This is a genomic window from Christiangramia lutea (genome assembly GCF_022489035.1).
Lineage (GTDB): Bacteria > Bacteroidota > Bacteroidia > Flavobacteriales > Flavobacteriaceae > Christiangramia > Christiangramia lutea.
Genome location: NZ_JAKVTV010000006.1, coordinates 100,323 through 120,921, shown reverse-complemented (window position 1 = coordinate 120,921; position 20,599 = coordinate 100,323). Strand labels below are relative to the sequence as shown.

General features: G+C 38.5%; 16 protein-coding genes. 11 read left to right on the top strand and 5 right to left on the bottom strand.

Translation table 11 applies throughout. The features are described 5' to 3' along the window. Positions 1-211: 211 nt before the first annotated feature. Complete coding sequence (locus tag ML462_RS15170; RefSeq protein WP_240714679.1) at positions 212-1,468, bottom strand: ABC transporter permease; 1,257 nt, start codon at positions 1,466-1,468, stop codon at positions 212-214. 145 nt (positions 1,469-1,613) lie between these two features. Between ML462_RS15170 and purH the strand changes: the two genes are divergently transcribed. From purH to rodA, 6 genes are read left to right on the top strand one after another with little or no spacing between them, the layout of a single operon-like run. Further along, positions 1,614-3,146, top strand: a complete 1,533-nt coding sequence (purH, locus tag ML462_RS15165; protein WP_240714678.1) for a bifunctional phosphoribosylaminoimidazolecarboxamide formyltransferase/IMP cyclohydrolase — start codon at positions 1,614-1,616, stop codon at positions 3,144-3,146. A gap of 41 nt (positions 3,147-3,187) precedes the next feature. Then, positions 3,188-4,216, top strand: coding sequence for a rod shape-determining protein (locus ML462_RS15160; protein WP_240714677.1), 1,029 nt, complete (start codon positions 3,188-3,190; stop codon positions 4,214-4,216). 14 nt (positions 4,217-4,230) lie between these two features. Next, positions 4,231-5,055: a rod shape-determining protein MreC gene (mreC, locus tag ML462_RS15155; protein WP_240714676.1), complete on the top strand. Its 825-nt coding sequence runs from the start codon at positions 4,231-4,233 to the stop codon at positions 5,053-5,055. Continuing rightward, complete coding sequence (locus ML462_RS15150; RefSeq protein ID WP_240714675.1) at positions 5,045-5,551, top strand: rod shape-determining protein MreD; 507 nt, start codon at positions 5,045-5,047, stop codon at positions 5,549-5,551. The genes mreC and ML462_RS15150 overlap by 11 nt, the downstream gene beginning before the upstream one ends. Then, positions 5,548-7,419: a penicillin-binding protein 2 gene (gene mrdA, locus ML462_RS15145; RefSeq protein WP_240714674.1), complete on the top strand. Its 1,872-nt coding sequence runs from the start codon at positions 5,548-5,550 to the stop codon at positions 7,417-7,419. Before ML462_RS15150 ends, mrdA begins: the two co-directional genes overlap by 4 nt. Continuing rightward, the gene (rodA, locus tag ML462_RS15140; protein ID WP_240714673.1) at positions 7,420-8,667 is read left to right on the top strand and encodes a rod shape-determining protein RodA; all 1,248 of its coding nucleotides are present in this window, start codon (positions 7,420-7,422) and stop codon (positions 8,665-8,667) included. It abuts the gene before it with no gap. 135 nt (positions 8,668-8,802) lie between these two features. On the opposite strand, the gene ML462_RS15135 is transcribed toward rodA, so the two are convergent. Then, the gene (locus ML462_RS15135; RefSeq protein WP_240714672.1) at positions 8,803-10,956 is read right to left on the bottom strand and encodes a carboxy terminal-processing peptidase; all 2,154 of its coding nucleotides are present in this window, start codon (positions 10,954-10,956) and stop codon (positions 8,803-8,805) included. Positions 10,957-11,104: 148 nt separating this feature from the next. On the opposite strand from ML462_RS15135, the gene surE reads away from it, so the two are divergent. From surE to ML462_RS15110, 5 genes are all read left to right on the top strand, one after another. Further along, positions 11,105-11,887 (top strand): 5'/3'-nucleotidase SurE, encoded by a 783-nt coding sequence (gene surE / locus ML462_RS15130; RefSeq protein WP_240714671.1) that lies wholly within the window; start codon positions 11,105-11,107, stop codon positions 11,885-11,887. Beyond that, positions 11,880-12,161 carry a hypothetical protein gene (locus ML462_RS15125; RefSeq protein ID WP_240714670.1) on the top strand — a complete coding sequence of 94 codons (282 nt, stop codon included), beginning with the start codon at positions 11,880-11,882 and terminating at the stop codon, positions 12,159-12,161. The genes surE and ML462_RS15125 overlap by 8 nt, the downstream gene beginning before the upstream one ends. A gap of 83 nt (positions 12,162-12,244) precedes the next feature. Next, positions 12,245-13,360 carry a lipid-A-disaccharide synthase gene (gene lpxB, locus ML462_RS15120; protein WP_240714669.1) on the top strand — a complete coding sequence of 372 codons (1,116 nt, stop codon included), beginning with the start codon at positions 12,245-12,247 and terminating at the stop codon, positions 13,358-13,360. A 7-nt stretch (positions 13,361-13,367) separates the two neighbouring features. Then, complete coding sequence (locus tag ML462_RS15115) at positions 13,368-13,913, top strand: C40 family peptidase (protein ID WP_240714706.1); 546 nt, start codon at positions 13,368-13,370, stop codon at positions 13,911-13,913. A gap of 75 nt (positions 13,914-13,988) precedes the next feature. Then, positions 13,989-15,983 (top strand): ComEC/Rec2 family competence protein, encoded by a 1,995-nt coding sequence (locus ML462_RS15110; protein ID WP_240714668.1) that lies wholly within the window; start codon positions 13,989-13,991, stop codon positions 15,981-15,983. Positions 15,984-15,994: 11 nt separating this feature from the next. Here ML462_RS15110 and ML462_RS15105 read toward each other — a convergent pair whose 3' ends face one another. The 3 genes from ML462_RS15105 to ML462_RS15095 form a co-directional block, all read right to left on the bottom strand. Next, the gene (locus ML462_RS15105) at positions 15,995-16,537 is read right to left on the bottom strand and encodes a thioredoxin family protein (RefSeq protein ID WP_240714667.1); all 543 of its coding nucleotides are present in this window, start codon (positions 16,535-16,537) and stop codon (positions 15,995-15,997) included. A gap of 80 nt (positions 16,538-16,617) precedes the next feature. Continuing rightward, on the bottom strand, positions 16,618-18,198 hold the full coding sequence (locus ML462_RS15100; protein ID WP_240714666.1) for a peptide MFS transporter: 1,581 nt from the start codon (positions 18,196-18,198) through the stop codon (positions 16,618-16,620). Between the two features lie 17 nt (positions 18,199-18,215). Then, positions 18,216-20,429: a S9 family peptidase gene (locus ML462_RS15095; RefSeq protein WP_240714665.1), complete on the bottom strand. Its 2,214-nt coding sequence runs from the start codon at positions 20,427-20,429 to the stop codon at positions 18,216-18,218. Positions 20,430-20,599 lie beyond the last annotated feature (170 nt).

Below are 20,599 nucleotides of genomic sequence, written 5' to 3'. Positions count from 1 at the left end.
CAATTGTAAAAAATAGCAGAACAAAAAATCCGATCAATTGCAGAATAGAATTCAAATATTTTTTTTCAATTTCATTTCCCATTTTTCATAGCTTTTCATCAAAACTACACAAGCCCTTCGCTGTGTCTCAACACTTTAACGAACTTTAAATATTTTTAGAATAATTTAAGCTAAAATAAGGGTAAACAACTGGTAATTAGTTAACATCTATTTACATACCGGTCCTAATCGCCTCTACAGGATCCAGTTTTGAGGCAGAGATAGCCGGGATAATTCCTGAAATTAATCCAATTACGGCAGAAACGGCTGTTCCTATTAACATATTGAATGGTGAAAGTACAAATTCAAAATCTCCGGTGAACTGCGAAGCTACTATGGAAACCAGCCAGACAATGAATAATCCAACCAAACCTCCAATTACAGAAAGGATGATAGCTTCAAAGAGAAATTGAGAAAGAATGAACCTGTTCTTAGCCCCCAGGGATTTTTGTATCCCAATAAGGTTGGTTCGCTCCTTTACACTAACAAACATAATATTGGCGATCCCGAAACCTCCAACTAAAAGGGAAAATCCACTAATTACAAGCCCGATTACATTCAGCTGACCAGTAATATTATCTATAAAATCGGCAAATCCCTGTAACTGATTCACAAAAAAATTATTTATCTCACCGGGTTTGATACCGCGCATATTTCTGAGCTGTTGCTCCAGGATTGCCACAAATTCATCATTATCTACACCATCTACAGGCTTCAAAACAATCTGTGGGAAAACGGTTCCTTTAGTGGTTCCGTAAACCCTTCTGGCAAAATTGGCCGGCACGAAAGCCTGTCCATCCCTAGAACCTGTAAAAAGTGACTGTCCTTGTTTTTTAAGTACACCTATAACGGTAGCCTTTCGCCCAAAGATCCTGATCTCCTTTCCTACACCATTAGCACTTCCAAAAAGATTTTGAGCTACTTCATGACCGAGCACCACAACTCCGGAGCCACTAACAGCTTCCGGTTCGTTAAAAAATCTACCTTCTTCCAGTTCGAAAGCTTCAATATCATAATATTCATGTGTGACCGCCCCAACATCTACACCTGCACTTGTTACATCCTGATATTTTATGGCAGCTCCTCCAGGTACACCCAGAGCAAAACTTATTGCCTCAAGGTCTGGAAGACTTTTTTTGAGATACTGATATTCTTCGTAGGTGACATCGGGAAACTGTTCCCTTTTCCATCGTGGAATTTCGGAAGGCCCAAAATTAAACCTCATTACGATTACAGTACTGTTATCAAGAGCGCTTAAACTTCCTGTAATATCTTTCTTCAGAGAATCTACCGCAGCAAGAACCGCAATAATGGAAAATATACCAATTGTTACGCCCAGTAAAGAGAGAAAAGTACGTAGCCGGTTATTTTTAAGAGCGCTAATCGCAAAATTGAAGCTCTCTTTAAGTACGCGTAAATAAATTAGCATGGTAAAAATCAGCGGTTTTAGGTTGATTTAAAGATAGGACGTTAGTTATAAAATTTCGTTACAAAATTTATTCATAATTCGGCCTTTGCACTTTCAGAATTTTAGCTTAAATGGTTACTTTTGCACCTTTAACAAACACAACACAATGAGCGAATTAAAACAAGCAAAATCTGCTTTAATTTCAGTTTTCAGCAAAGATGGATTAGAGCCTATCGTAAAGAAACTTGACGAATTGGATATAACCATCTATTCTACAGGAGGTACCGAGAAATTTATCAAGGAACTTGGTATTAATGTTATTCCTGTAGAAGACGTTACTTCTTATCCTTCTATTTTAGGCGGAAGAGTAAAGACCCTTCATCCAAAAGTTTTTGGAGGTATCCTTAACCGACAGGAAAATGAAGGTGATGCTAAGGAACTGGAACAATACGAAATTCCTCAATTAGACATTGTGATCGTAGATCTTTACCCGTTCGAAAAAACGGTGGCTTCAGGTGCTTCTGAACAGGATATCATTGAAAAGATCGATATAGGTGGTATTTCCCTGATTAGAGCCGCTGCCAAAAATTTCAAGGATGTAACCTGCGTTTCTTCTGTAGACGATTATCAGGAATTCCTCGATCTTTTAAATGAAAAGAACGGTAAAACCAGTATTACAGACAGAAAAAGATTCGCAACCAAAGCATTTAATATTTCTTCGCACTACGACTCGGCTATCTTCAACTATTTCAATCAGGATAACGAGGTAAGCTCTTTCAAACAAAGCGAATTAAAAGGAAAAGAATTGAGATATGGTGAAAATCCACATCAGAAAGGAACCTTTTACGGAGAATTTGAGGAATTATTCGATAAGCTTCACGGTAAAGAGTTATCCTACAACAATCTTTTAGATGTTGATGCCGCAGTGAACCTGATGAATGAGTTTAAAGGTGAGGCTCCCACTTTCGCTATATTAAAACATAATAATGCTTGCGGACTTGCCCAGAGAGACAGTATCCATCAGGCATATGTAGATGCTCTGGCCGGAGATCCGGTTTCAGCTTTCGGAGGAATTTTGATAAGCAATGTGGAAATAGATACCGAAACTGCTGAAGAAATCCACAAACTTTTCTGTGAAGTGGTGATCGCTCCATCATATTCAGAAGAAGCACTGGAAATCTTAAAAGGCAAAAAGAACAGAATAATTCTTGTTCTTAAAGATGTAAAACTTCCGAAAACCCAGGTAAGAACCTGTCTTAATGGAGTTTTGGTTCAGGACAAAGATCTTAAAACCGACAGCCTGGAAGATTTAAAACAAGCTACAGATAATAAACCTTCTGATGAGGAGTTATCTGACATGATATTTGCATCGAAGATTTGCAAACACACCAAATCGAATACTATCGTCTTAGCCAAAAACAAGCAACTTTGTGCCAGCGGGACAGGTCAAACCTCACGAGTAGACGCTCTTACCCAGAGTATAGAAAAGGCGAGGTCTTTTGATTTTAACCTTGATGGAGCCGTGATGGCAAGCGATGCTTTTTTCCCTTTCCCTGATTGTGTGGAAATTGCCGGAAATGTTGGAATCAAAGCGGTAATTCAGCCAGGGGGATCTATTAAAGACCAGCTGAGTATCGATTATTGCAACGAGAATAATATCGCTATGGTGATGACAGGAACGCGCCATTTTAAACATTAATTTTAGTACATTTACCCGAACCTCAATACCAAAAATACAATATGGGATTTTTTGATTTTCTCATTGAAGAAATTGCAATAGACTTAGGTACCGCGAATACCCTTATTATTCATAATGATAAAGTTGTTGTAGACAGCCCCTCCATAGTAGCCCGAGACCGTACTTCAGGTAAAATAACCGCCGTTGGTAAGGAAGCTGCGATGATGCAGGGTAAGACTCATGAGAATATCAAAACCATTCGTCCCTTAAAAGATGGTGTAATTGCAGATTTTGATGCCAGTGAGAAGATGCTCACCATGTTCATCAAGGAAATCCCGGCATTAAAGAAGAAACTTTTCACCCCAACGCTGAGAATGGTTATTTGTATACCTTCGGGTATTACCGAGGTGGAGATGCGTGCTGTTAAGGAAAGTGCGGAAAGAGTAAACGGTAAAGAGGTTTACCTTATACACGAACCTATGGCCGCGGCGATTGGTATTGGGGTTGATATCATGCAGCCGAAAGGAAATATGATCGTGGATATAGGTGGCGGTACTACAGAGATCGCAGTAATTGCCCTTGGTGGTATTGTTTGTGACAAATCTGTGAAGATCGCAGGGGATGTCTTTACCAATGACATCGTTTATTATATGCGTACTCAGCATAACCTTTATGTTGGAGAACGCACCGCTGAAAAGATAAAAATCCAGATTGGTGCGGCTACTGAAGATCTTGAAGTTCCACCAGACGAGATGAGCGTTCAGGGTAGAGACCTTTTAACTGGGAAACCTAAACAGGTGAATATCTCTTATCGTGAGATCGCCAAGGCCCTGGACAAATCTATTTTAAGGATCGAGGACGCCGTAATGGAAACGCTTTCTCAAACTCCTCCAGAACTAGCAGCAGATATCTACAATACCGGTATTTATCTAGCAGGTGGTGGTTCTATGCTAAGAGGGTTGGACAAAAGACTTTCTCAAAAAACAGATCTCCCGGTTTATATAGCTGAAGACCCGTTAAGAGCAGTAGTTCGAGGAACAGGAATTACCTTAAAAACACTGAACAGATATAAAGGGATTTTGATCAAGTAGGAGAAGATTAATTTATGCAGCAGATTTTCAACTTTCTCATACGGAATAAGAATTCGATTTTATTCTTAATCCTGTTCGTTGTATCTGTGTTTCTTACTGTTCAAAACCACGCTTTTCATAAGAGCAGATTCTTAAGTTCAGCAAATTTTGTGACTGGAGGCGTATATTCCTGGTCCAACGATGTGAATTCTTATTTAAGCCTTGATGAATATAACGAAAGGCTTCTTGAAGAGAACAAACAGCTCAGAAACATTATTTCAAGCATTCGGGACAGTCTTCCCGTAGACCAACAACTGGACAGCACCTCTTTTGAAGGAGATTACCTCTTCCGCACGGCAAGGGTAATAAACAATAATTTTTCTAAGGTGGATAATTACCTGACTCTTAACCGTGGAGAGCGATCTGGAATACAGCAGGAATACGGTGTGATCACCAGTCAGGGCATTGTGGGAATTGTAGACCGAGTTAATGAAAATTACTCCAGAGTGATCTCTATTCTTAATAGCCGGTCAAGAATAAATGCACAGCTTAATAACACAAATCATTTTGGAAGTTTAGTATGGGACGGTAAAGACCCGAATATAGTCCAGCTAATCGATGTACCCAGACAGGCTCCTCTTCAAAAAGGAGATACCATCATAACCGGTGGACGTTCACTAATCTTCCCAAAAGGTTTGCCTGTAGGAAGCATTCAGGATTTTACCTTAGACCAGACCCAGAGTTACTATACGATCAATATCAAGTTGTTCAATGACATGACCAATATTGGCTATGTATACGTGATCGAAAACGTGAACAAGGAGGAAATCGAAAATTTACAGGAAACGAATGAACAGTAAGCTTTTTTCAAATATCGGCCGCTTCGTTATTCTTGTATTTTTACAGGTATTAATACTAAATAACATCAATTTTGCGGGATATATCAACCCTTACCTGTATGTGCTATTTTTACTTCTGTATCCATTCACTGGAAATCAGAGCCTATTTCTTTTTATTTCGTTCCTCTTAGGAGTAAGCATCGATGTTTTTGAAGATAGCGGCGGAATTAACGCAGCTGCCTGCCTTGTTGCAGCTTTTGTTAGACCAAACCTGCTAAGATTTTCCTTCGGAATTAGTTATGACCACCAAAATATCCGTCTTTCAGCAACACCCTTCGGAGCTAAATTGAGCTATGTTTTCCTAATGGTTCTAATACATCATTTTGTTTTATTTTCCTTGGAAATGTTCAGCATAAATCATATACTCCTAGTACTGAAAAAGACGATTTTTTCCACTATATTCACAACAATCCTAATACTTCTAAGCCTTACATTATTTAGTAAAAAGTATCGATGAGAAAGATTTTACTATACATAACAATTTTAACTACCGGGCTCATCTTTATTGGAAGACTGTTCTATCTTCAAATCGTAGACACTTCTTTGGCTATAAGATCACAGGACAATGCTATTAAGGTTGTTTATGACTACCCTCAGCGTGGATACATTTACGACAGGGATGGTAAATTAATGGTTTCGAATCAGCCATCTTATGATGTAATGGTGATTCCGCGCAACCTGAAACCTTTCGATACTACCGAATTCTGTGGCATTCTAAATCTTTCCAGGGAAGATCTGGAAAAGAAGCTTGATAAAGCTCGGATTTATTCTCCTATGCTACCCTCAGTGGTAATACCACAGCTCACCAAAAGTGAATATGCAATATTACAGGAAAAAATGAGGAAATATGAGGGTTTCTACATTCAGAAAAGGTCACTTAGAGATTACCAGGTAGACCACAGCGCAAATGTTCTTGGATATATCGCTGAAGTGAACCAGAAAATAATAAATGAGAATCCATATTATATCTCTGGTGACCTTATTGGTCGCGCCGGGGTTGAAAGTTATTACGAGGAATTATTACGGGGCGTTAAAGGCGTGAAACATATACAGAAGGATCGCTTTAACCGTGATATTGGCCCGTATAAAAATGGAATTTACGATACTCTTCCTGAAAAAGGGAAGGATATTTCGCTTACTGTAGATGCTGAACTTCAGGCCTACGGAACGAAATTAATGAAAAACAAAAGGGGCGGAATCGTTGCCATAGAGCCGGAAAGCGGGGAAATCCTCACCTTGATCACGGCTCCTACATACGATCCTGCGAAACTGGTTGGAAGAAAACGTTCCCCGAATTTCACCGAATTGTACTACGACACCATCGCCAGGCCACTATACGATAGGGGTTTACTGGCGGAATATCCACCTGGATCTCCCTTTAAAACATTAAATGCACTTATAGGGCTCCAGGAAGGTGTAGTTGATACTAACGATAAATTCTCTTGTAACCACGGATATGCTTATGGTAGCCGTGGGAGAAAACTAGGTTGCCATGCACATAAAAGTCCGTTAGATATGATCCCGGGAATTGCCCAATCCTGTAATGCCTATTTTGCCAATGTTTACAGAAGGGTGATCGAAAAATATCCAACTTCACAGGAAGGGATGGATGTATGGAATTCTCACCTGAAAAGCTTTGGTCTCGGGGATTACCTGGGCTCTGATCTTAGTACGGGCCGCCCTGGAAAAATCCCAGATTCAGAATATTATAACAGGATATACGATTATCCCACTTATAACTGGTATGCTACCGCAACCATTTCCAACGCTATTGGTCAGGGAGAAGTTCTAATGACACCAATCCAATTGGCAAATATGGCGGCAACTATTGGAAATAAAGGCTGGTATTACACACCTCACATCCTTAAAGAAATAGATGGCAAACCAATAAAAGAAGAAAAGTACACCACCAAAAATCACACTACTATAGATCCAAGGCATTTCGATCCAGTAGTTGAGGGAATGCATGAAGTTTATAAAAGTGGTACAGCCTCTACTTTAAGGATACCGGGAGTGGAAATAGCTGGAAAAACCGGTACCGCAGAAAACTTTGCCAAGATCGATGGAAAAAGAGTTCAGCTTACAGACCATTCAATTTTTGTGGCTTTTGCGCCTGTGGATAATCCTAAGATCGCCATTGCTGTTTTTGTTGAAAATGGTTACTGGGGAAGTAGATATGCAGGAAGAATGGCGAGTTTAATGATAGAAAAATATTTAAAAGGGACGATCACCCGAACAGATATGGAAAGCTGGATTTTAAGTCACAGCCTTGAAGAAGAATATGCGAAACCAATAAGCGGAGAACCTTTCATAATTAATCAGTAAATGACCAAGAACAGCGCGGGATTTGACTGGATCAGTATCTTTATTTATTTAGCACTTATTACCTTTGGATGGGCCAATATTTATTCGGCATCCCTGGGTTCCAATGCCGGTTCATTTTTCGATTTGAGCCAACCCTACGGTAAGCAGGCATTATTCATAGGATTAAGTATTTTTCTCATCGTTATCGTATTATCACTGGAGGCCAAGTTCTACCAGCGGTTCTCGAGTGTGATATATATATTATCCTTATTATCCCTAGCCGGGCTTTTTGTATTCGGTAAGACCATATCTGGTGCCACCTCTTGGTATTCCTTCGGTAGTTTTGGAGTACAACCCTCAGAGTTCGCTAAATTTGCCACGGCACTGGCTCTCGCTAAATACTTAAGCGATATACATACCAACATCAAAAAGTTAAGCAACCAGATAAAGGCATTTATTATTATAGCCTTACCGGCATTACTAATTATCCCACAGCCAGATCCTGGAAGTGCACTTGTCTATGCAGCTTTCTTTTTTCCTTTATACCGGGAAGGTCTTTCAGGGTTTTACCTTTTTGCAGGATTATCCTGTGTAGCGGTTTTCATTCTAACGCTCTTAGCAGGCCCTATCTGGGTAAGCGCCGGAGTTATTTTAGTTGGGCTTTTCCTGTTCTTCAGAAAAAGAAAAAAACGTCCAGGGCGCATCCTAATTACCTTTTTTGGAATCATCGCAATAGGATTGAGTTTCTCGGTGAACTATATTTTTGAGAATGTCTTCGAACAAAGACACCGGGATAGGTTCAATATTGTTCTTGGCAAGGAGGTAGACTCCAAAGGAATAGGATATAATACCAATCAAAGTGAGATCGCCATAGGTAGTGGAGGCTGGCTTGGCAAAGGATGGACCCAGGGCACACAAACCAAAGGTCAGTTCGTACCAGAACAGCATACAGATTATATTTTCAGTACGGTTGGTGAAGAATGGGGGTTTCTTGGAAGCGCTACAGTGATTTTGCTTTTCGTCCTGCTTTTATTGAGACTCATAAGACTTGCTGAGAGGCAACGTAATCAGTTTTACAGGGTTTATGGCTATTCGGTAATAGGAATACTTTTTATACACTTTCTGGTGAATATAGGAATGGTAATAGGCATCTTCCCTACCGTTGGTATTCCATTACCCTTTTTCAGTTATGGAGGTTCAGGTCTATGGGGTTTCACCATTTTGCTCTTTATATTTATTAAGCTGGATTCAGACAGGTTATCTTTTTAAGAACACTTTTCAGAAAGAAGAAGAATTGTAGCTACAATAAGAATTAGTATCGGGTAGGTATATTTTCTTTTCATAATATCTAAAGCATAAAAAAACCCGGAAGAAATATTCCGGGTTTTAGTTATTTGAAATATGTTAATTCTTTACTTTTTTATTTCCATCAACATCTGCCACTTTATTCCTGGTGATATTGTTCATTTTCATATCTGATAATACATTAATCGCTTCTTCGATATAAACATCTTTACTCAGGTTCTCATGCCATCTTTCTCTTTTCTCCTTCAGGATTGTATCTGTAGTAAAAAGATCTTGTTCATAAGGAAGTGAAGTATAGGTAAGATCTGTCTTATACTCTTTGATCGCTTCGAACTGTTTGGCCATTTCTTTATCTTTTTCAGCCTGTTCAGCATATTCATTATAGTTCAACGGGTAGCTACTATCATCACTTTGATTTTTCACCCATTTTGCATTTTCTTCTATTAGTCTTAACTGATCATTAGTACTCATTCTTTCCTTACTGGCCTCGATCGCTTCATCATATCCCACATAACCATTCCAGATATCATATTTCGCTGCATCGATCTTATCCCATGGAAGCGGATTCTCCTGATCTTTTTCACCTATATCTACAAAGCTATACCTGTCTGGAACCACAACATCACTTTTTACACCCTCAAGCTGGGTAGAACCACCATTCACTCTATAGAATTTTTGGGTAGTTATTTTCAGAGCTCCCATATCTCCCATATCGTTATTTCGGAGCCATCTGTTCAGATCAATTACATTCTGAACGGTTCCTTTACCATAGGTTTGTTTACTACCTATAATAATCGCTCTCTTATAATCCTGCATAGCTGCTGCAAGAATTTCTGAAGCCGAAGCTGAAAGTTCATTAACAAGGATCACTAATGGACCATCCCATACAACCTGTGGATCTTCATCCTTAAGCACTTCTTTTCTCTGACCATTTGACTTTACCTGAACAATTGGACCTTCCTCGATGAACATTCCTGCTATATCTACAACTGTTTTCAAAGATCCACCCCCATTATTTCTAAGGTCCAGTACAAGACCTTCCATACCTTCTTTTTTCAACCTGATGATATCTTCTTTGATATCTGAAGCGGCATTACGGTTGTTATAATCTTCCATATCAAAATAGAACTTTGGTAGGTTTATAACACCATATCTTCTTCCATCCTTTTTAACCATAGAGGTTTTAGCATAGGTTTCTTCAATCTCTATGACATCTCGGGTGAGGGTTACTTCCTCGATATTACCCATTACTTTTTTACGAACGGTAAGAGTTACCTTGGTATCTTTTGGTCCTTTTATCAAATCTACTGCATCATCTAGTCTCATCCCCACGATACTTACAGCTTCTTTTTCTTCTTCCTGCTTAACTTTCAAAATCACGTCACCTTCTCCTATCGCGTCACTCCTCCATGCCGGACCTCCGGAAATCACTTCGGTAATAGTTATATTATCGCTATCTTTTACCAAACGAGCACCGATACCCTCAAGTTTTCCAGACATGGCAATATCGAATCTGTCCTTATCCTGTGGAGCGAAATAGAAAGTGTGAGGATCAAACTCCTCTACAATAGCATTTATATAAACTGAAAAATAGTCGTCCCTTTCAAGATCATCCGTAAAATCATAATATCTGTCGATGTTGGAAAGGGTGGTTTCTCTAGCCTCTTTTTCAAGTTCAGCATCAGATTTCATCTGGTAAGAAGCATCGTCCTTCTTTTTATTCTTTTCGTCCTGCTTTAAATCGTAATACGTAATTAAAGCATTGAACTTCAACTGCTCTTTCCACCTTTTTCTCATCTCTTCTTTCGAAGAAACATATTCAAGGCTGTCATAGTCTGTATTTATTTTCTCCTTTTCATTAAAATCGAATGGCTTCGACAAGATTTCTTTATAAAGAGATCTGGCTTCTTCCATACGTTTTCCCAAACGACCGTAGGTTAGATTAAAGAATTCAATATTCTTAGCTTTTATCTGATCATCTATCTTATCCTTGTAAGCATCGAATTCCTTGATATCTTCTGCGTAAAAGAATCTTTTTGAAGGATCCAGGCCTTCCAGGTAACCTTCATAGACATTCTCTGAAAAACTGTCATTTATATCCTTGGCATCATAATGTCCCTGGTTCAGGACATAAGTGATAAGGTCAATAAGTAGTTTATCCTTGTTGGGGTCATCAAATTTTTTGGTAGTAAAACTACAAGAAGCAGCAGCCATTAGGAGAACTACTGCTAAGATCTTAATATTCCTTTTCATAACTCGTTTTATTTTCTTCATCGTTTGGTTACCAATATTATAGTAAAAATTGTGCCAATAAGGTAAATTACAGCCATCAATTTGTAACACCACTAATATAAGCTTTCCTTATTTAAATTCTTATTTTAGCAAAACCAAATACTAATGCATGAATAAGAAAAAACCATTGATCCTGGTGACCAACGATGACGGGATTACCGCACCCGGAATTAGAACCCTCGTTGAGGTAATGAAAGAACTGGGAGACGTGATAGTTGTAGCCCCGGATAGTCCCCAAAGCGGAATGGGTCACGCCATCACTATTAGTGACACTCTTTTTTGCGAACAGGTTACCATCAAAGAGTCTTATAAGCATAAAGAATATAGTTGTTCTGGCACCCCGGCTGACTGTGTGAAAATTGCCACACAGGAAATCCTGCATCGCAAGCCTGATCTTTGTGTAAGCGGAATTAACCATGGTTCGAATTCTTCTATTAACGTCATCTACTCTGGAACCATGAGTGCTGCCGTTGAGGCCGGTATTGAGGGTATTCCTGCCATTGGATTTTCACTTTTGGATTATTCACTTAATGCCGACTTCGAACCGACGAGAAAATTCGTTAAAGCTATTACACGGAATGTGCTGAAAAATGGCCTTCCTAAAGGTGTGGTTCTAAACGTGAATTTCCCTAAACTTAAAGAGAAGGATATCAAAGGTATAAAAATTTGCAGGCAGGCAAATGCGCACTGGGAGGAGGAATTCGATAAAAGAACCAATCCACAGGGTCGCGAATATTACTGGTTAACCGGTACTTTCGTAAATAAAGATGAAGGTGAAGATACCGACGAAAGAGCCCTGGAAGAAGGTTATGTATCTGTGGTTCCTGTACAGTTCGACCTAACTGCCCATCATTTCATCAAAGACTTAAGTAGCTGGCCTCTTAATGATTAAACAGAATTTACTCACAGGATTTCTAACTGGCATTGCGGCTAATATTGCAGGGGTAATGCTATATATTACTTTATTTTCCCAGGCAGATATAGATACAACCTTAAAAAATGCCATTGCAAATGATTATTTAGGTAAGATCATCGCTCTTGGAGCAGTCCTGAATTTTCTTCCATTTTTTGTATTTCTGAAGAAAAAACAAAATTATCATGCTCGCGGAGTGTTACTCGCAACGGTTAGCGTGGCGGTCGCGATTGCGATCTATAAATTCATATAATTGAAAGCCCGTTTGAGGCGTTTAAAATTGGAGGACCTTTTTATTTCAGTTTTTGGAAATAGAACAACCGAAAAAATAAAAGAATGAAATATTACATCATCGCCGGTGAAGCTTCAGGAGATCTCCATGCCTCCAATTTGATGAAGGCCCTGAAAGAGGTAGATCAAAATGCTGAATTTCGATTTTGGGGTGGTGATCTCATGGAAAAGCAAGGTGGCACCCTGGTAAAACATTATCGCGAACTCGCTTTTATGGGGTTTTCTGAGGTGATCATGAACCTAAGAACCATCTTTAAGAATATCAGTTTTTGCAAACAGGATATTTCGGAATATAACCCGGATGTGATCATTTTCATCGATTACCCCGGCTTCAATATGCGTATTGCAGAATGGGCCAGAAAAGAAGGCTTTAAAACCCATTATTATATCTCTCCGCAGATCTGGGCCTGGAAGGAAAACCGGATTAAAAAGATCAAAAGGGATGTAGATGAGATGTATGTCATCCTGCCATTTGAAAAGGATTTCTACACTACAAAACACGATTTCCCGGTTCACTTTGTAGGTCACCCTCTATTGGATGCTATAGATAATAAACCTCCTGTAGATGTAGACTTGTTCAAAAGAAACCATGGCCTGGATCAGCGCCCGGTAATTGCGTTGTTACCCGGTAGCCGAAAACAGGAGATCGAAAAAATGCTGAAGGTCATGCTTAGTATTACTTCAGAATTTGAAGAACACCAGTTCGTAATTGCCGGAGCTCCAAGTCAGGATGAAGAATTTTACCAGGAATTCATGAAGAAGTCCAACATCAGGTTAATCATGAACAAAACTTATGATATTTTAGGAATTGCCCATGCCGCTTTGGTCACTTCTGGAACCGCAACACTGGAAACTGCTTTGTTCAAGGTACCTGAAGTTGTCTGCTATAAGGGCAGCTATATTTCCTATCATATCGCCAAACGCATTATCAACCTGGATTATATATCCCTGGTAAACCTCATTATGAACCGGGAAGTAGTGAAAGAATTGATCCAGAATGACTTTAATTCAGCGAACCTTAAAACTGAATTAAAAAAGATCCTCGATCCTGAAAACCGTAAAAGGATTTTTTCCGATTATCATGAATTAGAAAAAAAACTGGGAGGAAAAGGAGCCAGTAAGAATACTGCTGAGTTAATTTTCGACAAAATTTCTGGTTAACATGAAAATGAAAAAATTACTCAATATATCGATCTATATTCTTCTTGGAGTTTTTATAACTTCCTGCGGGTCTTCAAGGAATAGAGTTATCACGACCAAAGAAGAATATAGAGAAACCGAAATGGCGGTACCAAATTATGATCGAAATCCCGAAGCTGAACCAGAAAATAGAACTGCTCTTAAAGTAGTTCGAACGGCTAAAAAATTTGAAGGTACCCGCTACAAATATGGTGGTACAGATAAGAAAGGCATGGACTGCTCTGGCCTCATCTATGTTTCTTTCCAGGAGGAAGGTATTTCTTTACCTAGAACTTCTCGTGATATGTCCCTCAAGGGAAAACGTTTATATCTAAAGGAAGTGAATGTTGGAGATCTACTATTTTTTGAAACTAACAAAAATCGCAAGGTCATTAATCACGTCGGGCTCGTGGTTGAAGTCAATGAAGATGGTATTTATTTTATACATTCCTCTACTTCCAGAGGAGTAATTATCTCCTCTCTATCAGAATCTTACTGGTATAATAATTTTGTAATGGCCAGAAGGATTATCTGATTTTTAATTACCTTTTGAAAGTAAATCACCCGGGTGAAAAACTTTCAATTCATTTTTTTACGCCTATCTGTTTATTTGATAGCAGGTATACTTCTGGCTTTCTATATCCATTTAAGCCTGCAAATTATCCTGGCATCTGGTGTAGTAATCTTGTTGTTTTTTCTTTTTGCGTATTACCGCGCCGGAAGAAGCCTGTTCCCAGACGCCCTCTTTGGTTTTGCCACCTTCTCCCTAGTACTTTATATTGGATTTAGCAGCGCTTATTTCAGTATTCCTGAAAATCAGTCAGGACATTATATTAACCAAAATTTAGAGCCAACCGATAGTTTGCTGGTTAGTGGAACTATAACAGAAGAATTGAAACCTACTCCCTATTCGCAAAGATTCATTCTTGAAACTGAAATCCTTTTCGAAAAAAGTCAAAAAAGAAAAATAAAGGGGAAGATACTTTTAAACTTACCGCCCGATTCGCTAAAAGCATCAGCGCTAAAGCCGGGATCAAGGATTTTAGCTCCATGGTCTCCTGAAATTATCAAAGCACCTTTAAATCCTTTCCAATTTAGCTACAAGGAATATTTAAAACACCTGCAGATAGAAAGGCAAATGAATCTGAATTCTGCACAGGTTCTTCTAATTGGCCATGAAACCAGCATCAAAGAACAGGCCTGGAGTTTCAGAGAAAGACTAATTTCGAATCTAAAAAGATATGATTTTGAACAAAATGAACTGGCAGTTTTCCAGGCACTAATTTTAGGTCAGCGTCGCGACTTAAATAATGAAATTTATAAAAATTATGCTGCTGCGGGGGCTATACATATTCTGGCTATTTCTGGCCTTCATATAGGGATATTACTGCTGATCCTGAATTTTCTTTTCAAACCCCTAGATTCATTAAAAATAGCAAGGTTTATAAAACCTGCTTTAATAATCTTGCTGTTATGGAGCTTTGCATTTCTCACAGGTTTAAGCTCATCTGTGGTAAGAGCGGTTTGTATGTTCTCATTTCTGGCCATAGGATTGCAACTAAAAAGAAAGACGAGCAGTCTTAACAGCCTTTTCCTATCACTGTTCTTTTTACTACTCATCAATCCTTATTATATTTTTCAGGTTGGTTTTCAGCTAAGTTACCTGGCTGTATTTAGCATTGTTATTTTTCAACCCATGATTTATGGCCTGTTCAGTACCAAAACCAGGTTCCTTGATTATTTCTGGAAACTAACTACAGTGAGCCTGGCTGCACAAATTGGAGTGATCCCGTTAAGCCTCTTTTATTTTCATCAATTCCCCGGAATGTTCCTGGTAAGCAACCTTATTTTGATTCCATTCCTGGGCCTTGTTCTTGCAACTGGAATTCTTGTGATCATTCTTGCCTATTTTAATTTACTCCCAGTTATTCTGGCACACCTCTACGAATTCCTTCTTAATTCCATGAACTACTCTATTGAATGGATTGCGCAAATAGATTCACTGGTTTTTACAGAGATTAAAATGAGTCATCTTCAAACTCTTGCCCTTTACCTCATAATCCTAACATTTATACTTTTATCTCGTAAACCGGATTTCAAGGGTCTTGTTAAATTCCTGGTTGCGGTAATCCTTTTTCAGACTTCAAGCCTTTATGGAAGATGGACGATTCCCGAAAATGAATCGGTGGTTTTTCATGCATCAAAAAACTCCGTAATCGTCCAAAAGGGAACAGAGCATTTAATCGTTTATGCCGATAAAAAAATCGAAAATAAATTAATTTCAGATTATATCAGGGAACGGAATATCGAAAAAATAAAAACTGAAAAGATCCCCAAGATCATGAAAATGGATAATAAATTAATCCTGGTTCTGGATTCAGCAATGAATTATGACCTGAATAATTTCCAGCCAGACCTAGTTATACTGAGAAATTCACCAAAAATTAACCTCGACCGGTTATTATTAAAATTTTCTCCGCAACAGCTTGTGGTAGATGGAAGCAACTATAGAAACTATATCTCTCGCTGGAGAATTACAGCTAAAAACAAAAAAATCCCTTTCCACTATACCGGTGAAAAGGGATCATACTTTATAAATAAATAGATTAAATCTGCCTAACTGGAGAAAGTTCCTTCAAATTCTTCCTGGTACTTCTTCCACTCATCTTCTGTCTTTACATTCTTATAGTCATCGGTGGCAAAGATCTTGAGAAAAATTTCCAGTTTTTCCGGAGTTAAATATCCTTTAACAGGAGAAAGAAATCCACCGTTCTCATCAAAGAATACCATTGTTGGATATGCGGAGACACCCATGGCCTGGGTGAATTGATGTACAGCGTTCCGACCTTTCTTTTCAGGATCATAACCTGGATTTTTAAAAACTTTATCTTTAAAATAGATTACCTCGTCACCTTCTGCATTGAATTTTACGGCATAGAAGTGCTTATTGATATATGCTGCCACATGCTTATTGGAAAATGTATTTTTATCCAGCATTTTACAAGGTCCGCACCAATCTGTATAAGCATCAACAAATATTTTCTTTGGTTTTTCTTTTTGAGCCGCCAGTGCTTCGTTCATGCTCATCCACTGAATTTCCTGAGCCTTCAGAGCTGAAACACATAAAAATAAAACGGCAAAAAAGAGTAATTTTTTCATAATCTAAATTTAACTAAAACAGGTCAAACAAAAAACGTTCCTAATTTATAGGAACGTTTTTTTGTTGAAAATTTATATTTCTAAGATATTCCATGCATCTTTTTCACAAGCATCCTGCTCAACAAAAGCATGATCAAAGCAGCACCTATTGGCACCAAGGTAAAGATCAGGAAGAATGTGGTCATAGAGTAGTTCTCAGTAATAGTATCGATATAACTTCCGGTTACACCAGCTAAAAGATTGGCTATGAAGTTTGCCATAAACCAAACTCCAAACATTAATCCTACCAATCTTGCAGGTGAAAGCTTACTGATATAAGATAATCCTACCGGGCTAACACAAAGCTCTCCTAGTGTATGGAATAAATATGCCAACACTAACCAGATCATACTTACAGATGCAGTTTGAGCTCCCTGAGGGATTCCATAAGCTCCATATGCCAATGCTCCAAAACCAATACCTAGCAATCCAAGTCCGATAGCAAATTTTACAGGGCCCGATGGGTTAAACCTACTTTGCCAGATCTTAGAGAATACCGGAGCGAAAAGAATAATAAATAATGAGTTCAATACAGAGAACCAGGAAGCAGGTACTTCAGTAGCATCAGCTAAAAATTCTCTATAAAGCATCCAGATCACAATTCCCCATATGATAACAAAACTCAATCCCAGGAAAATATTCGATTTGGCGTAAGCGCTAAAAATGTTTTTGAACAACATTGCCAGAACCCAGGTGATCACAACCATAGGCACGATTGTAATTACGGCATTTATGATTTTAAATGTCATCGCCTCACTTCCAACCAGAACTCTATCTGTGTAATCTGCAGCAAAGATGGTCATAGAACCACCAGCCTGCTCAAATGCCCACCAGAAGAATATGGTAAAGAATGCAAAGAATCCAATTACGATTAGTCTATCCCTTTGTACAGATGCTGAAACTTCCTCTTCCTTCTCTTCTTCGATCTTTTCGTCTCCTGTAGCGACACCGTGTTTGAAGGCCTCAGCTTCTTTTGGATTCAATCCTATTTCACCAAATAATTTCTGACCAAAATAGAATTGTAACATTCCAAGGAACATGAATACCCCGGCAAGACCAAATCCATAATGCCATCCTACTTTTTCACCAATGTACCCACAAAGAAGAATTCCAAGGAACGCCCCGGCATTAATTCCCATATAGAAAATGGTATAACCAGCATCTTTTTCTTTTCCGTTGGTTTTATATAACTGTCCTACAATTGAAGAAATATTCGGCTTGAATAAACCATTACCAAGAATTAAAAGTAATAGCCCCAGATAAAAGAAAATATTGGTAAAACCTTCCAAGGCCATAGATGCGTGTCCAAGGGTCATCAATAAGGCACCCCAAACAACTGCATTTCTATATCCCATGATTTTATCGGCTATAAGGCCACCAAAAATTGGAGTAATATAAACCAGTCCTGTGTACCAACCGTATAGCACTAAGGCATCTTCCCTGGGCCAGCCCCATCCACCTTCATCCATTAAAGAAGCAGTAAGGAAAAGCACTAAAAGTGCACGCATTCCGTAATAGGAAAAACGCTCCCACATCTCGGTGAAAAATAGTACAAATAAACCTGAAGGATGCCCTAAGACGGTCCTTTGATTATATTCAGAACCTCCGAATCTAAATTCCATTTCTTATCTAGTTTTAATTAAAGTTTTTCAAGTATAAAATCGGTCATCTTGTTGTATAGATGCAATCTTGTATTGCCCCCATAGATACCATGATTCCTGTCTGGATAGATCGCCCATTCGAATTGCTTGTTCGCCTGAACAAGCTCTTCTACCATTCTCATGGTATTCTGCACATGAACATTGTCATCTCCTCCTCCATGAATCAATAAATAATCTCCTTTAAGTTTCTCAACATGGTTCAAAGGCGAGTTCTCATCGTAACCTGAAGGATTTTCCTGTGGAGTCCTCATATACCTTTCAGTATAAACCGTATCGTAAAATCTCCAGCTTGTTACGGGTGCTACAGCAATGGCCATAGAGAAAGTTTCGTTTCCTTTCAGGATCGCATTTGAAGACATGAAACCTCCGTAACTCCATCCCCAAATTCCAATTCTCTCTTTATCGATATAATTTCTTTCTCCTAATTTTTTAGCTGCTGCGATCTGGTCTTCAACCTCGAATTTTCCTAGTTCCTGGTAGGTCACTTTTTTGAAATCGGCTCCTTTAAATCCGGTTCCCCTACCATCTACACATACAATGATATAACCTTTATCTGCAAGAAGCTGATACCAGTAATCGTTCGTGCTGAAATATGAATTGGAAACAGACTGTGATCCAGGACCTGAATACTGGAACATCAATAATGGATACTTTTTAGTCTTATCAAAGTCTGTAGGTTTGATCATCCACATATTTAGATCATTCCCATTGATATTGATGGTTGAAAGCTCTTTCGGAGAAAAATCATATGCTTTATTTTTCTCTAAAAGAGTATTATTATTCAGGATCTCACGAACCTTTTCCCCGTCCTTAGCCTTACGCAAAGTGTAAACCGGCGGAGTGTTGGTATTTGTAAAAGTGTTAATGAAATAAGTGAAATCTGCACTGAAATCTGCGGAATTCATTCCGTCTTTCTCAGTAAGCCTCTTTTTACTGTTACCGTTAGGTTTTATCGAGTAGACATCACGATTTACACTACCGTTTTCGGTACTCTGAAAGAATATTCTGTTCGATTTCTCATCGTAACCGTAATAATTGGTCACTTCCCAGTTGCCCTCTGTCACCTGGTCTAACAATTCTCCATCCTCGTCATAATGGTAAATATGATTGTACCCATCCATTTCAGATGTCCAGATAAAGCTGTTATCTTCAAGAAAAGTAAGATTATCGGTAATATCTACATAAGCCTCATCGGTTTCATTTAGGATAAGACTGGTTTGATTATTCTCTGCGTTCAAAAAAAGTAGATCCAGATCGTTTTGATGTCTGTTCAGAACCTGAACACTCAAGGTCATTGGCTCTGCAGACCATTTAATTCTTGGAATGTAAAAATCCGAATATTCAACCTCCGGCTTCGAATCTTTTGATGCTACATCTATTTGATCTTCAAGATCGATTTCACTTGAAGTTTCCTTGTCTAGATCATAGATATGAAGGCTTACCTTAGAATTTGCTTCACCAGCTTTAGGATATTTAAACACATGCTGACTTGGATAAAGGTCCTTTCCGAACATATCCATGGAAAATTCTGGAACCTCAGATTCGTCAAATTTCAAATAAGCGATCTTTTCACCTGTTGGATTCCATTCAAAAGCCTTTACAAAAGAAAATTCCTCCTCATAAACCCAGTCGGTGATACCGTTGATAATACTATTTATCTCTCCATCATTAGTGATTTGGCTTCTTTCCTGAGTTTTAAGGTCAAGAATATAAATATTGTTTTCAAAAACATAAGCCACTTTTGAAGCATCTGGAGAAAATGAAGCTTCCTGTATCTTATCTTTACTCACCTTCACCAGGTTTTTTGAGCTTAGATCGTGAACATAAAAGATCTCTTTTGAAGATCTGCGATAGATAGGTTCAACCTCGGTTGATAATAGTACTTTTCCTTCATTTTCACTAAATTTAAATCCCTGGAAAGAATCGATACCTTCCAGATCTGCACTATTCACCAAAGTTCTGGTCTTCTTACCAGTTTTATAACTATAGACATCTATGGTTGTGTTCCCCGATTCGCGATCGCGGTTTAAAACCACATATTCCTCGCCATTGTTTAAAGATTGTAGGGATTGAAGTCTTTCTTGTCTAAAGGTCCCGCTCCATATTTCTTCGAGACTGACTTCCTTTTTTTGTGCCGTAAGCACGGAAGTTGTTGCCAGAATAAAAGCAACAAGTATTTTAGGGAATTTCATAAATATTACAAAAAATTTAATGCAGGCCAAGTTTACTAAAATTTAACCAAAAAATGACCATGCCGGTTTGTTAAATACTAACAATCTGTTAAGAAAAATTCGACTTTACCTACTTCATCCAGACCTTTTTATAAGTCTCTAAAAAATATGCTTTGTATCTTTGACCACCT

Bases quoted from the DNA above. Each gene is read 5' to 3' on its own strand.
- ML462_RS15170 (WP_240714679.1), bottom strand. From the start codon at position 1,468: ATGCTAATTTATTTACGCGTACTTAAAGAGAGCTTCAATTTTGCGATT.
- purH (WP_240714678.1), top strand. From the start codon at position 1,614: ATGAGCGAATTAAAACAAGCAAAATCTGCTTTAATTTCAGTTTTCAGC.
- ML462_RS15160 (WP_240714677.1), top strand. From the start codon at position 3,188: ATGGGATTTTTTGATTTTCTCATTGAAGAAATTGCAATAGACTTAGGT.
- mreC (WP_240714676.1), top strand. From the start codon at position 4,231: ATGCAGCAGATTTTCAACTTTCTCATACGGAATAAGAATTCGATTTTA.
- ML462_RS15150 (WP_240714675.1), top strand. From the start codon at position 5,045: ATGAACAGTAAGCTTTTTTCAAATATCGGCCGCTTCGTTATTCTTGTA.
- mrdA (WP_240714674.1), top strand. From the start codon at position 5,548: ATGAGAAAGATTTTACTATACATAACAATTTTAACTACCGGGCTCATC.
- rodA (WP_240714673.1), top strand. From the start codon at position 7,420: ATGACCAAGAACAGCGCGGGATTTGACTGGATCAGTATCTTTATTTAT.
- ML462_RS15135 (WP_240714672.1), bottom strand. From the start codon at position 10,956: ATGAAAAGGAATATTAAGATCTTAGCAGTAGTTCTCCTAATGGCTGCT.
- surE (WP_240714671.1), top strand. From the start codon at position 11,105: ATGAATAAGAAAAAACCATTGATCCTGGTGACCAACGATGACGGGATT.
- ML462_RS15125 (WP_240714670.1), top strand. From the start codon at position 11,880: ATGATTAAACAGAATTTACTCACAGGATTTCTAACTGGCATTGCGGCT.
- lpxB (WP_240714669.1), top strand. From the start codon at position 12,245: ATGAAATATTACATCATCGCCGGTGAAGCTTCAGGAGATCTCCATGCC.
- ML462_RS15115 (WP_240714706.1), top strand. From the start codon at position 13,368: ATGAAAAAATTACTCAATATATCGATCTATATTCTTCTTGGAGTTTTT.
- ML462_RS15105 (WP_240714667.1), bottom strand. From the start codon at position 16,537: ATGAAAAAATTACTCTTTTTTGCCGTTTTATTTTTATGTGTTTCAGCT.
- ML462_RS15100 (WP_240714666.1), bottom strand. From the start codon at position 18,198: ATGGAATTTAGATTCGGAGGTTCTGAATATAATCAAAGGACCGTCTTA.
- ML462_RS15095 (WP_240714665.1), bottom strand. From the start codon at position 20,429: ATGAAATTCCCTAAAATACTTGTTGCTTTTATTCTGGCAACAACTTCC.